Annotated in this window: 14 protein-coding genes; 7 read left to right on the forward strand and 7 right to left on the reverse strand. The window is 71.1% G+C overall.

What is annotated here, in order from left to right; all coding sequences use genetic code 11:
- The first annotated feature begins 27 nt into the window (after window positions 1-27).
- From EDF27_RS10815 to EDF27_RS10830, 4 genes are read left to right on the forward strand one after another with little or no spacing between them, the layout of a single operon-like run.
- A complete protein-coding gene (locus EDF27_RS10815) occupies window positions 28-261 on the forward strand; it encodes an exodeoxyribonuclease VII small subunit (RefSeq protein WP_123654186.1) in 234 nt (77 codons plus the stop codon).
- On the forward strand, window positions 258-896 hold the full coding sequence (locus EDF27_RS10820; RefSeq protein ID WP_165931448.1) for a DUF4245 domain-containing protein: 639 nt from the start codon (window positions 258-260) through the stop codon (window positions 894-896). Before EDF27_RS10815 ends, EDF27_RS10820 begins: the two co-directional genes overlap by 4 nt.
- 37 nt (window positions 897-933) lie before the next feature.
- Window positions 934-1,548 carry a carbonic anhydrase gene (locus tag EDF27_RS10825; RefSeq protein ID WP_123703152.1) on the forward strand — a complete coding sequence of 205 codons (615 nt, stop codon included), beginning with the start codon at window positions 934-936 and terminating at the stop codon, window positions 1,546-1,548.
- A gap of 38 nt (window positions 1,549-1,586) precedes the next feature.
- Window positions 1,587-2,999, forward strand: a complete 1,413-nt coding sequence (locus EDF27_RS10830; protein WP_123654189.1) for a class II fumarate hydratase — start codon at window positions 1,587-1,589, stop codon at window positions 2,997-2,999.
- A gap of 253 nt (window positions 3,000-3,252) precedes the next feature.
- Here the strand turns inward: EDF27_RS10830 and EDF27_RS10835 are convergent, their stop codons facing one another.
- From EDF27_RS10835 to EDF27_RS10845, 3 genes are all read right to left on the reverse strand, one after another.
- Window positions 3,253-4,575, reverse strand: a complete 1,323-nt coding sequence (locus tag EDF27_RS10835) for a PhoH family protein (RefSeq protein ID WP_243698327.1) — start codon at window positions 4,573-4,575, stop codon at window positions 3,253-3,255.
- A gap of 272 nt (window positions 4,576-4,847) precedes the next feature.
- A complete protein-coding gene (locus EDF27_RS10840; protein ID WP_123654190.1) occupies window positions 4,848-5,981 on the reverse strand; it encodes an aminotransferase class V-fold PLP-dependent enzyme in 1,134 nt (377 codons plus the stop codon).
- A 107-nt stretch (window positions 5,982-6,088) separates the two neighbouring features.
- The gene (locus EDF27_RS10845; protein ID WP_185017199.1) at window positions 6,089-6,874 is read right to left on the reverse strand and encodes an isoprenyl transferase; all 786 of its coding nucleotides are present in this window, start codon (window positions 6,872-6,874) and stop codon (window positions 6,089-6,091) included.
- A 75-nt stretch (window positions 6,875-6,949) separates the two neighbouring features.
- On the opposite strand from EDF27_RS10845, the gene EDF27_RS10850 reads away from it, so the two are divergent.
- On the forward strand, window positions 6,950-7,654 hold the full coding sequence (locus EDF27_RS10850) for a hemolysin III family protein (RefSeq protein WP_123654191.1): 705 nt from the start codon (window positions 6,950-6,952) through the stop codon (window positions 7,652-7,654).
- 320 nt (window positions 7,655-7,974) lie between these two features.
- Here the strand turns inward: EDF27_RS10850 and EDF27_RS10855 are convergent, their stop codons facing one another.
- On the reverse strand, window positions 7,975-8,253 hold the full coding sequence (locus EDF27_RS10855; protein WP_123654192.1) for a hypothetical protein: 279 nt from the start codon (window positions 8,251-8,253) through the stop codon (window positions 7,975-7,977).
- The gene (gene mca, locus EDF27_RS10860) at window positions 8,250-9,140 is read right to left on the reverse strand and encodes a mycothiol conjugate amidase Mca (protein ID WP_132048765.1); all 891 of its coding nucleotides are present in this window, start codon (window positions 9,138-9,140) and stop codon (window positions 8,250-8,252) included. Before mca ends, EDF27_RS10855 begins: the two co-directional genes overlap by 4 nt.
- A 33-nt stretch (window positions 9,141-9,173) precedes the next feature.
- On the opposite strand from mca, the gene EDF27_RS10865 reads away from it, so the two are divergent.
- Together EDF27_RS10865 and greA are read left to right on the forward strand one after the other, a co-directional pair.
- Window positions 9,174-9,665, forward strand: a complete 492-nt coding sequence (locus EDF27_RS10865; RefSeq protein WP_123654194.1) for a DUF4307 domain-containing protein — start codon at window positions 9,174-9,176, stop codon at window positions 9,663-9,665.
- A 74-nt stretch (window positions 9,666-9,739) separates the two neighbouring features.
- Window positions 9,740-10,228 carry a transcription elongation factor GreA gene (gene greA / locus EDF27_RS10870; protein WP_123654195.1) on the forward strand — a complete coding sequence of 163 codons (489 nt, stop codon included), beginning with the start codon at window positions 9,740-9,742 and terminating at the stop codon, window positions 10,226-10,228.
- Window positions 10,229-10,308: 80 nt separating this feature from the next.
- Here greA and ilvA read toward each other — a convergent pair whose 3' ends face one another.
- Window positions 10,309-11,553: a threonine ammonia-lyase gene (ilvA, locus tag EDF27_RS10875; RefSeq protein WP_123654196.1), complete on the reverse strand. Its 1,245-nt coding sequence runs from the start codon at window positions 11,551-11,553 to the stop codon at window positions 10,309-10,311.
- A gap of 45 nt (window positions 11,554-11,598) precedes the next feature.
- Window positions 11,599-12,888 (reverse strand): AI-2E family transporter, encoded by a 1,290-nt coding sequence (locus tag EDF27_RS10880; RefSeq protein WP_243698305.1) that lies wholly within the window; start codon window positions 12,886-12,888, stop codon window positions 11,599-11,601.
- Window positions 12,889-12,910 lie beyond the last annotated feature (22 nt).

Below are 12,910 nucleotides of genomic sequence, written 5' to 3' on the forward strand. Positions count from 1 at the left end.
TCGGTGGACCCTCGGTAGGATCAGGGGGTGTCATCCGAGGAACAGTCCGAGTCCGACGTCCGGTCCCTGAGCTACGAGGCCGCGCGCGACGAACTCGTGCGCGTCGTCGCCGAGCTCGAGCAGGGCTCGGCCACGCTCGAGCGCTCGCTGTCGCTCTGGGAACGCGGTGAGGCGCTCGCCGCCCGCTGCGAGGAGTGGCTCGTCGGCGCGCGCGCCCGACTCGACGCCGCCCGTGCCGCAACCGAGGACGCCGACCGGTGACCGACCCCGAGACCGGCCGCCCGATCGTCGCGGAGCTCGGCCGCCCCGAGACCGCCGAAGAGACCTGGGCCCGCAAGGACACCGCGCGCCGCGCCCGTCGGCAGCACCAGACCGCGTTCAACCTGGTCCTCGCGCTGATCGCATCGCTCGGCATCGTGGTCTTCCTCGTCGCCGTCGTCGCACGCCCCGACAGCACCGTCGACCGTGACGTCGACTACCGTCAGGTCGCCTCGCAGGCGGACGTCCCCGGCGTCACCCTCGCGGCGCCGGCGCTCCCGAGCTCGTACACGTCGAACCGTGCGGACTACAAGGACCGGGCCGCGGACGGCGTCGACGTCTGGACGGTCGGCTTCCTCACCCCGGACGACCAGTTCGTCGGCCTGCAGCAGGGCATCGGCGCGAACCCGACGTGGGTCGCGAACCAGCTCGACCAGCACGCCGCGACCGGCAGCCGCACGATCAGCGGCACGAAGTGGACCGTGTACGACCGCCGCGACGAAGGCAAGGACGCCGGCAACCAGGCGTACTCGCTCGTCGCGACCTTCGGCAAGAGCACCATCGTGCTCGCCGGCACGGCGGACGAGAAGTCCTTCACGACCATCGCCACGGCCGTGGCGAAGCAGCTCGGCGCCTGAGCGCGCAGCACCACCCGAACCCGAGGAGCAGGACCCCATGACCGATCGCGCCGCGTCCACCCCCGCCGAGGCACTCCGTCTCCTCGTCGAGGGGAACGCCCGGTTCGCCGCCGACAAGCGACGCACCGGCCGCATCGACCCCGAGCGGCGCAGCGAACTCGCCGGCTCGCAGTCCCCGTTCGCCACGGTCCTCGGCTGCTCCGACTCCCGCGTGCCGTTCGAGCACGTGTTCGACGCCGGCATCGGTGACGTCTTCGCCATCCGCAACGCCGGCCAGATCGTCGACGACGTCGTCCTCGGCTCGATCGAGTTCGCGGTCGTCGCGCTCGGCACCCCGCTCGTCGTGGTCCTGCGGCACACCAAGTGCGGCGCCGTCGCCGCGGCCCGTTCCGGCGAGCCGGTCCCCGCACCGCACCTGCAGGTCCTCGTCGACGCGATCGCCCCGAGCGTCGAACGGGTGCGCGCGACCGACGCCGACCTGCCCCAGGAAGCCATCGGAGCCGCCCACCTCGAAGCCACGCTCGCCGCCGTGCTCGAGCGCTCCGGTGCCGTGTCCGACGCCATCGCCGAGGGTAGATTGGCCGTCGTCGGTGCGACCTACGACCTCACCACGGGCGAAGTGTCGATCGACACCGTCGTGGGCGACGCCTGACCCACGACATCAGCCCCACCAGGAAGGACCACGACGACGTGACCGACACCACCACGCAGCCCGCGACGACCGACTACCGGATCGAACACGACACGATGGGCGAGGTCCGCGTGCCCGCGTCCGCGCTCTACCGCGCGCAGACGCAGCGCGCCGTCGAGAACTTCCCGATCTCCGGCACCGGGCTCGAGTCGGCGCAGATCGTCGCCCTGGCCCGGATCAAGCGCGCCGCCGCGATCGTGAACGGCCAGCTGGGCATCGTCGACGCCGCCGTCGCGGACGCCATCGTGCAGGCCGCCGACACGATCATCGCCGGTGAGCACCACGACCAGTTCCCGGTCGACGTCTACCAGACCGGCAGCGGCACCTCCTCGAACATGAACATGAACGAGGTCCTGGCGACCCTCGCGTCGCGGAGCGGCACGGACGTGCACCCGAACGACCACGTGAACGCCTCGCAGTCCTCGAACGACGTCTTCCCGACCTCGGTCCACGTCGCCGTGACGGACGCGCTGATCCGGTCGCTCGTCCCTGCGCTCACGCACCTGGCCGAGTCGCTCGAGGCCAAGGCCACGCTCTGGGCCGACGCGGTGAAGTCGGGCCGCACGCACCTGATGGACGCCACCCCGGTCACCCTCGGCCAGGAGTTCGGCGGGTACGCGCGCCAGATCCGTCTCGGCATCGAGCGTGTCAACGCCACGCTCCCCCGCGTCGCCGAGGTCCCGCTCGGCGGCACCGCCGTCGGTACCGGCATCAACACGCCCACCGGCTTCCCGCAGCGGGTCATCGCCCAGCTCGCCGAGGACACCGGCCTGCCGATCACCGAAGCGCTCGACCACTTCGAGGCGCAGGGCGCACGTGACGCCCTCGTCGAGGCGTCGGGCGCGCTCAAGGTCCTCGCCGTCAGCCTGACCAAGATCAACAACGACCTGCGCTGGATGGGTTCCGGCCCGAACACCGGCCTCGGCGAACTGCACATCCCGGACCTGCAGCCCGGCTCGTCGATCATGCCCGGCAAGGTGAACCCGGTCATCCCCGAGGCCACCCTGATGGTCGCCGCGCGGGTCATCGGCAACGACGCCACGGTCTCCTGGGCCGGTGCGTCCGGTGCCTTCGAGCTCAACGTCGCGATCCCGGTGATGGGTACCGCACTGCTCGAGTCGATCCGCCTGCTCGCCAACAGCTCCCGCGTGCTCGCCGACAAGACCGTCGACGGGCTCCAGGCGAACCTCGAACGCGCCCGCGCCTTCGCCGAGTCGTCGCCGTCGATCGTGACGCCGCTGAACCGGGTCATCGGCTACGAGGCCGCGGCCAAGGTCGCGAAGTACGCCGTCGCCGAGGGCATCACCGTCCGCGAAGCGGTCGTGGCGCTCGGCCACGTCGAGCGTGGCGAGGTCACCGAGGCCCAGCTCGACGAGGCCCTCGACGTCCTCAGCATGACCCACCCGAACTGAGCCGCCGCGCGTCGCCGCCACCACGGCTGACGCGACCACACGGCCGACGGGAGGCCCGGTGCCAGCTGGCACCGGGCCTCCCGTCCGTCCCGGCGTCCCCACGTCGGCCAGCGCGTTCTGGTGGCGCACAACGGAAACCGCCTCGAACCACGGACGTCCGTGGTTCGAGGCGGTTTCCGTTGTGCAAGTCCGGCCCGCACCAGCCGCCGCGGCGGGCGGCGCGGCCGCGGCGGGCGGCGCCGCGGGCGCGGCGCTACACCAGGTCGGGCGAGTCGAGCATCTCCGTCACCAGGGCTGCGATCGCCGAGCGCTCGGACCGCGTCAGCGTGACGTGTGCGAACAGCGGGTGTCCCTTGAGCCGCTCGATGACCGACGCGACCCCGTCGTGCCGACCGACCCGCAGGTTGTCGCGCTGGGCGACGTCGTGGGTGAGCACGACCCGCGAGTTCTGCCCGATGCGGGAGAGCATCGTGAGGAGCACGTTGCGCTCGAGCGACTGCGCCTCGTCCACGATCACGAAGGCGTCGTGCAGGGAGCGACCACGGATGTGGGTGAGCGGGAGCACCTCGAGCATGCCGCGCTCGACCACCTCGTCCAGCACGTTGTCGGAGACCAGCGCGCCGAGCGTGTCGTACACGGCCTGCGCCCACGGGTTCATCTTCTCGCCGGCGTCGCCGGGCAGGAAGCCGAGCTCCTGGCCGCCCACCGCGTAGAGCGGCCGGAACACCATGATCTTCTTGTGCTGCTGCCGTTCGAGCACCGCCTCGAGACCGGCGCACAGGGCGAGCGCCGACTTCCCCGTGCCGGCACTGCCGCCGAGGGACACGATGCCGATCTCCGGGTCGAGGAGCGCGTCGATCGCGAGACGCTGTTCGGCAGAACGACCGCGGAGGCCGAACACCTCACGGTCGCCGCGCACCAGGGCGACGGAGCCGGCGGTGTGTACCCGACCGAGTGCGGATCCGCGCTCGGAGTGGATGACCACGCCGGTGTTCACCGGGACTCCGGCCAGCTGCGCGGACGCGATCTCCTCACGCTCGTAGAGGTCGGACATCTGCTCGCCGGACACCTGCAGCTCGGCGATGCCCGTGTAGCCGGAGTCGACGGCGAGTTCGGCGCGGTACTCCTCGGCCGCGAGGCCGACGGACGCCGCCTTGACGCGGAGCGGGAGGTCCTTCGAGACCACCACCACGTCGAGGCCGTCGTTCGCCAGGTTCATCGCGACCGCGAGGATCCGCGAGTCGTTGTCGCCGAGCTGGAGCCCGGACGGCAGGACAGACTGGTTGGAGTGGTTCAGCTCGACGCGGAGCGAGCCGCCCGCGCCGACCGCCACCGGGAAGTCGAGCCGCTCGTGTTCGACACGGAGCTCGTCGAGGATGCGGAGGGCCTGCCGCGCGAAGTACCCGATCTCCGGGTCGTTGCGCTTGGACTCGAGTTCACTGACGACCACGACGGGCAGCACCACGGCGTGCTCGTCGAAGCGGAACAGGGCCCGCGGATCGCTCAGCAGGACCGAGGTGTCCAGCACGTAGGTGCGCTGCGCGGTCCTGGTCGACGCATCGACCGAAGCCGACACCGACGCTGCTGACGAGGTTCCGTGGGAGACGTTCTGAGAGGTCACGACCACTCCATCCCCGGGCCGCGAACGACCCGGTCCTTGTCCTCGACACGGCCACGGAGCGGGTCCCGAAGCACCGACTGTGGCCGCTTCGATCGGGCGCGGTGCCCGATTCGGCAAAGCTACGTCCGGCCACCGACAGGGTCGCCACCGACACGCGGATCGCTCGGTTACGTTCGCGTGAACGGGACCTGAGAGCGAGCGGCGGGCGAGCCGGCCCCGCCGCGCGACTAGAAGGAGGTGGCGTAGGAGATGCAGGCGTCCCGGAACATGTCGAGCGTCTCGTCCGTCGTCGACGCGAACACCGACACGCGGACGGTCCCGAGCCGGGTGCTGGTCGTCACGCCGTGGTTGTGCAGCGCGGCGGACAGCGCGGTGAGGCGCCCCTCGGCCGGCCGGAGCACCACGATGCCGGCACGCTCGGCCGGGTCGCGGCTCGACTCGACCTCGAGCCCGAACTCGTCCGCGATCGCGAAGACCCGCTCGACCCGGTCCGCGACGCGCTCCTGCACCGCCCGGACCCCCACGGCCGTGAGGCGCTCGAGCGAGACCGCGAGCCGTGCCTGGGCGACGGGGTCGATCCGCGTCATCGTGAACCCGGCGGCACCCGGGCGGACCGAGGGCACCTCGACGGGCCAGCCGGTGGTGCCGTGCGGGCCGGAGAGCGCCGGCTGGAGGCGCTCGAGCGCACGGTCACTGAAGGCGGTGAAGCCGGTGCCCCACCCGGCGTGCAGCCACTTCTGGCCGCCGGTGGCGACGACGTCGGCGACCTCGTAGGGGGCGTCGACCACGCCGAAGCCCTGGATCGCGTCGACGATGAGCAGGCGGTCGCCGATCACGTCACGGATCCCGGCCAGGTCGGCGAGGTACCCGGTGCGCCAGTCGACGAGCGACACGGCGACGGCGGTGATCGCGTCCTCGGGCGAGGCGGGGGTGGCGGCCAGCCAGGACTCGACGAGGGACGGCGTGACCCAGCCGGCACCGGACTCGATGACGACGGGACGGACGCGGCCGCCGGTGGCGGACGCGGCGCTGGCGAGTGCGAGCGGCATCGACGGGTACTCGTCCGCGGCGACGAGCACGCCGCCGGTGAGGCCGAACGCGGTGTGCAGGAGCCCGGGGGTGGTCGCGGTCTGCGAGACGACCTGGTCCGCGCGGCGACCGACCAGGCGCGCGGCGACGGCGCGGACGCGGGCGTCCTGCTCGTCGAGCGTCTCCATGGCGCCGAAGCGCATGTGCTCCTGGATGGTGCCGAGGACCCGCTGTTCCTCGAGCACGGCGGTCTGCACCGGGCCGAACGCGGCGTGGTCGAGGTACCCGGGTTCCTCGGCGAAGCCGGCGACGTACTCGTCGATCTCGATCACAGTGGTGCACCTTTCACAGAAGCAGAACCCTGTGAGTGTACTGGGACCCGACCCGGCCGCCGAACCGGAGCGATCGGCGCGTCAGCCGGACCGGAGGGCCCGACGCGTCAGCCGCCGAACCGACGCGACCGCAGCCCGAAGTCACGCACGGCCCGGAGGAAGTCGACCTCGCGCAGGTCCGGGTAGAACGCCTCGACGAAGTAGAACTCGCTGTGCGCGCTCTGCCACAGCATAAAGTCCGACAGGCGCTGCTCCCCCGAGGTCCGGATCATCAGGTCCGGGTCCGGCTGGCCCTGCGTGTACAGGTGGTCGCCGATGAGCTCCGGCGTCAGGACCTCGGCGAGGGTGTCGAGCGTGCCGCCGCCCTCACCGTGCGCCCGGACGATGCTCCGCATGGCGTCCGCGATCTCCCGCCGGCCGCCGTACCCGACCGCCAGGTTGATGTGCAGCCCGGTGTGGTCGGCACTCCGTGCCTCGGCCTCGGACAGTGCGGTGACGAGCTCCTCGGGCAGGCCGTCGTTCGACCCGACGTGCTGCACGCGCCACGACCGGTGGTGCGAGAGGCGGTCGGCCAGCGCGGCGATGATGCCGATGAGCTGCTCGAGTTCGTCGCCGCCGCGGCCCTTGAGGTTGTCCGCGGAGAGCAGGTAGAGCGTGACGACCTGGACGCCGAGGTCGTCGCACCAGGACAGGAACTCGGGGATCTTCGCCGCGCCGGCCCGGTGGCCGTGCGCCGCGGTCTCGAGCCCGAGCTGCTTCGCCCAGCGGCGGTTCCCGTCGACGATCATCGCGACGTGCTTCGGCTTCGGTGCGTCCTCGATCTGGCGACGGATGCGCTGCTGGTACGCGCGGTAGAGGATCCCGCGTCCCGCCCAACCCAGCTTGCCCGTCACGCGACGAGCGTAGTGCACCGGACCTCGGTGCGGACTCCCAGCCGTCGGTCTGCCGGCCCTCCGTATCGTCGGAGCATGCAGCAGGACCTGGACACCGGAACCCTCCCCCACGTCCCGTTCACGGAAGAAGCGGCGACCGCCGTCGACGAGCGGCCCGCCTGGCGTGGGTGGATCCACCTCGGCACGTTCCCGTTCGCCGTCGCGATGGGGATCGTCCTGGTCACCCTCGCCGCCTCACCCGCCGCGAAGGCCGGTTCAGCGGTGTTCATGGCGACGTCGCTGATCATGTTCGGCGTCTCCGCGACCTACCACCGCTTCCCCTGGGGGCCGGTCGTCAAGCGCGTCCTGAAGCGCATCGACCACACGAACATCTTCCTGCTCATCGCGGGGACGTACACGCCCGTCGCGGTGTGTGCGCTGCCGCACACGCTGATGCTCGTGGTGCTGTGGGTGATGTGGGGCGGCGCGCTCCTCGGCATCGCCTTCCGGGTCTTCTGGATCGGCGCACCCCGGTGGCTCTACGTGCCGCTGTACCTCGCGCTCGGCTGCGCGGCCCTCGGGATCCTGCCGCAGCTCTTCGCCGCGAGCGTCCCGATGACGGTCCTGGTCCTGTCCGGCGGACTCGCGTACGTCGTGGGTGCGCTGGTCTACGGGTTCAAGCGGCCGAACCCCTCGCCGACGTTCTTCGGCTTCCACGAGGTCTTCCACGCACTCACCGTCGCCGCCTTCGCGGCGCAGTGGGCGGGCATCCTGCTGGTGGCGCTGCACCCGGTCCGCTGACGCTCGGACCCAGTTCGCCCGGCGGCACGACACGCGCGTTCCTTCCCATGACGCCCGCACTGGGAAGTCGAATCGCGCGTACGAGGTGGAAAGAAAGCACCCCCTACGCGCGATTCGACTCCCTACGCGCGATTCCGCTCACCACGCGCGATTCGACTCACCACGCGCGGGTCGACCCACCACGCCGGATTCCACCCACCACGCGCGAGTCAACCCACCACGCGCGGGTCGACCCACCACGCGCGAGTGGGCGCGCCGAGGGCGGACGGGAGGCCCGTGGCGGGGCCGCCACGGGCCTCCCGTCCGCCGATGGGTCGCGCCTACCCGCGTTCCGTGTCGTCGCCGACGTCGGTACGGCCCGGCTCGTCCGTGGGGACGGTCTCGCCACGCGCCTCTGCTTCCAGGCGCTCCCGGATCTCGGCGCGGTAGCGGGTCCGTCGGATGCGGCGGGTCATGTCGATGACGAGCAGGATCGTCACGACGGCGACGAGGGCGATCGCGATGAACCCGACGACGCCCGGTGTGACGTCCACGTCCGGGACGGTCGAGGTCGGGCTGGGGCTCGGGGTGGCGGCGAGTACTGCCGCGATGGTGCTCACGCGTTGACGTCCTGTTCCGGTGGGATCCCCGCGAAGAGGTCGGACTCCGGCAGGTCGGTGGGCACACGTGCCTCCACCAGCTGGTAGTCCTCGGTCGGCCACACCGTCGCGAGGAGGTCGTTCGGCCAGTAGAAGAAGGGGCTGTCCGGCGGCACCTGGGACGCGTGCGCACGGAGCGCCGCGTCCCGGGCGTCGAAGTACTCGTGCACGTCCACGTGCGTCGTCGCGAGGTCCGGGCGGTCCGCGAAGCGCTCCACCCACTCGCCGAGCTGCGGGACCAGGGGGCTGTCCGGGTCGCGTTCCTTCAGGGCCTCGTAGAAGGCGGTGAAGCGGCGCGGGTTCATGGTGCGCTCGTAGTACAGCTTCGAGATCGCCCAGGGTTCCCCGGCGTCCGGGTACTTGTCCGGGTCGGCGGCGTCGCGCCAGGCGGCCACCGAGACCTCGTGCGTGCGGATGTGATCCGGGTGCGGGTACCCGCCGTTCTCGTCGTACGTGACGAGCACGTGCGGGCGGAACCGGCGGACCACGCGGACCAGTGCCTCGGTCGAGAACTCGAGCGGGACGGTCGAGAACGTGCCGGGGCGGACGGTCTCGCCCTTCTCCGCGTCCGGCAGGCCGGAGTCGTGGTAGCCGAGCCAGACGTGGTCGATCCCGAGCGCCGCCTGTGCCGCCGCCATCTCCCCGCGGCGGAAGCCCGCCATGTCGCGGTGCGCTCGACTGGTCGCGGGTTCGCCGAGCTGGTCGTTGAGGATGTCGCCGGCTTCGCCGCCGGTGCAGGAGACGACCAGGACGTCGTCGCCCGCGGCCGCGTACTTCGCCGCGGTGGCCGCTCCCTTGCTCGACTCGTCGTCGGGATGGGCGTGGACGGCCATCAGACGGTGTGGCACGGGGATCCTCACGGTTCTCGATCGGGGACGCGGGTGATCCACGGAGACCGTGAACTACCCTGGGATCAGGATAATCACCCCGGGAGCCCCGAACTGTCCGAACAGCACAACCCGAGCACCACACGAACCACCGCAGCCGCCCTGGACGACCGCTACGGGCGGACCGCCGGCCGCACCCGCCGGACCCGGACGATCGCGATCGCCGCAGCCGCCGCGATCGTCGTCGTGTTCGGTGCCTGGGTGATCTGGGCGGGCCCCGGCCAGACCTCGCACGGCATCGACAGCGACGACGTTGGCTACGAGATCCTCTCGGCACACCGCGCGGTCGTGCACTCGCAGGTGTCGGTCGACCCGGGCACCGAGATGGACTGCGCCATCCAGGTGCTCGACAAGTCGTACACGATCGTCGGCTGGAAGGTCGTCTCGCTCCCCGCGGTGACCGAGCGCACCCGGTCCATCTCGACCGAGGTGAACACCACGACACGCGGCGTGACCGGCTTGATCCACACCTGCTGGGTTCCCTAGACTGCCGTGATTCGCCTGACGAGACCGACCGCTCCGGTCGGTCTCGTTCTTTCATGGCCGAAGGGATGACTTCCATGAGCAACGACACGCAGGCCATCTGGCTCACGCAAGAGGCACACGACCGTCTCACCGCTGAGCTCGAGGAGCTGAGCGGCGAAGGCCGTGCCGAGATCGCCCGCCGCATCGAAGCCGCGCGCGAAGAAGGCGACCTCAAGGAGAACGGCGGCTACCACGCGGCCAAGGACGAGCAGGGCAAGATCGAGGCGCGCATCCGCGTCCTCACCGAGCTCCTCAAGCACGCCACGGTGAGCGAAGCCGAGTTCGACGGCACCGTCGAACCCGGCACCGTCGTGACCGCGACGATCGCCGGCGACCCGTCGACGTTCCTCGTCGGCAGCCGCGAGATCGTCGCCGAGGGCTCGGACCTGACCGTCTACAGCCCGGTCAGCCCGGTGGGTGCCGCGATCGTCGGTCTCCGTGCCGGTGACACCGCGACGTACACCGCGCCGAACGGCAAGGAGATCACCGTCGAGGTGACGGACGTCGAGCGCTACGAGCCGTAGGGCCCGCACCCCACACCGACAGGAGGCCCGTGGCGGGATCGCCACGGGCCTCCTGTCCGTCGTCGGGAGAGCCGACCGCCTCAGTGCAGCAGCTGCTCCGGGCGGAAGCCCGCCTCGTGGAGCCGCTGGATGACCTCTTCGGCGTGCTCGGGGCCGCGGGCCTCGATCGAGAGGTCCAGGGCGACCTCGCTGATCACGAGCCCCTGGCCGTGGCGGGTGTGCAGGACCTCCACCACGTTCGCGCCGGCGTCGGAGATGACCTGGGAGACCCGGGCGAGCTGCCCCGGACGGTCCGGCAGCATGATCCGGATGCCGATGTAGCGCGACGCGGCGACGAGCCCGCGCGTGATGACCCGCTCCATCATGAGCGGGTCGATGTTGCCGCCGCTGAGGAGCACCACCGTGCGCCCGGTGTCCCGCACCGCGCCGGCCATGATCGCCGCGACGCCCACCGCACCGGCGGCTTCGACCACGAGCTTCGCGCGCTCGAGGAGGACCAGGAGTGCCCGGGCGGTGTCGTCGTCGGAGACCGTGACGATCTCGTCCACGAGGTCGCGGATGATCGGGAAGTTCAGTTCGCCGGGGCGGGCGACCGCGATGCCGTCGGCGATGGTCGGGCTCGTGGTGATGGTGACCGGTTCGCCGGCGTCGAGCGAGTCCGGGTACGACGCTGCGTTCTCGGCCTGCACACCGATGACCCGGATCGGCCGCCCGAGACGCTCGGCGAGGCCCTTCACGGCGATCGCGATGCCGGAGATCACACCGCCGCCGCCGATCGGCACGACGACCGTGTCGACGTCGGGCACCTGGTCGACGATCTCGAGGCCGAGCGTGCCCTGCCCGGCGATCACGTCGGGGTGGTCGAACGGCGGGATGAACACGGCGCCGGTCCGGGCCGCGAAGTCCTTTGCGGCCGACAGCGCTTCTTCGACGGAGTGCCCGCGGAGCACGACCTCGGCGCCGTAGTGCCGGGTGGCCTGCAGCTTCGGCAGCGCCACCCCGACCGGCGTGAAGATCGTCGCCGGGATGCCGAGCTCCCGAGCGGCGAGGGCGACGCCCTGCGCGTGGTTGCCCGCGCTCGCGGCGACGACGCCCTTCGCGCGCTGCTCGGCGGTCAGGGCGGAGAGCCGGTTGTAGGCGCCCCGGACCTTGTACGCACCGGTGCGCTGCAGGTTCTCGCACTTCAGGTGCACCGGGGAACCGAGGACCTCGGCGAGGAACTGCGAGGTCTCCATCGGGGTGACCCGAGCCACGCCCGCAATCGTCACGCGCGCCCGCTCGATGTCGTCGATGGTCGGGATCGTCGGCGCAGTGGTGTCGGTCACGGTCCCATCATCGTCGGTCCGGCCCGTCCTGACGAACCCGTGACGTCAGTTCGTGCTGGCGGTTCCCGGAGCGGCAGCCGGTTCCTTGTCGCTGCCGGGAGCCGGGACGTCGTCACGCGTGGTGTGGCGGCGTCGACGCAGCAGCTGCAGCTGCCCGTGCTGCCCGCGCTTCGGTGTCGCTTCGAGGACGTGGTCCGAGTCGAGCCGGCGCCAGCGACCGCTCGCGATCGTGGTGACCATCGCGTTCAGGGTGGCGATGAGCGGCACGGCGAAGAACGCGCCGGCGATGCCCGCGAGACCGGACGCCGCGGTGACGCCGAGGACGACCGCGAGCGGGTGCACCTTGACCGCGTTGCCCATCACGAGCGGCTGGAGGATGTGCCCCTCGATCTGCTGGACGAGCAGGACGACCGCGAGCACGAGGACCGCGGCGACCGGCCCGTTGAAGATCAGGGCGACGAAGACGGCCAGGAAGCCGGTGACGATCGCACCGACGACGGGGATGAACGCGCCGAGGAACACGAACGCCGCGATCGGGATCACGAGCGGCATGCCGCCGAAGAACAGCCCGACGATGAACGCACCGAGACCGATGCCGACCGCGTCGACGAACGCGACGAAGATCTGCACCCGGATGAAGCTCGTCAGGGTGATCCAGCCGGCCACGCCGGCACCGTCCACCGCGGCACGGGCCTTCTTCGGGAAGAGCCGGACGGTCCAGCGCCAGACGTTCTTGCCGTCGACGAGCAGGAAGATCGTCGTGAACAGGATGATGAACAGCGCTTCGAACGCGTGGGTCGCCCCCGAGCCGGCGCTCGCGACGCCGGACAGGATCGACGCCGAGTTGTCCTGCAGCCACTTCGTGCCGTCGTCGAGCCACCCGTTGACGTCGCTCTGGGTGATGCCGAGGCCGGAGTTCAGGACGAGGTCGCGGATGTTCGCGTACTGCGACACCGTGCGGTCACGGAGCGACGGGTACGACGCGATGACCTGGTCGACGACGAGCCACAGCAGCGCACCGATGGCCGCGAGACCGCCGAGCAGGCTGATCACGATCGCGAGCCACTTCGGCACGTGGTGCCGCTGCATCCAGTTCGAGATCGGCACGAGGAGCGCCGAGACCACGATGCCGACGAGGAACGGGATCAGGATCTCGCTGAAGATGGTCATCAGCCAGATGAAGAGCGCGATCACGCCGACGACGACGAGCACCCGCCAGGACCACGCACCGGCGATCCGGATCCCCGTGGGCACCGACTCCTCGACCACGGGGTCGGGGTGCGACTTCCGCTCCACGACCACTGGTTCGACGACCGTCTTCCTGCCCCATGCCATGGCTGGAGTGTATCTGCGCGGC

It is taken from the genome of Curtobacterium sp. PhB136 (genome assembly GCF_004346855.1).
GTDB lineage: Bacteria > Actinomycetota > Actinomycetes > Actinomycetales > Microbacteriaceae > Curtobacterium.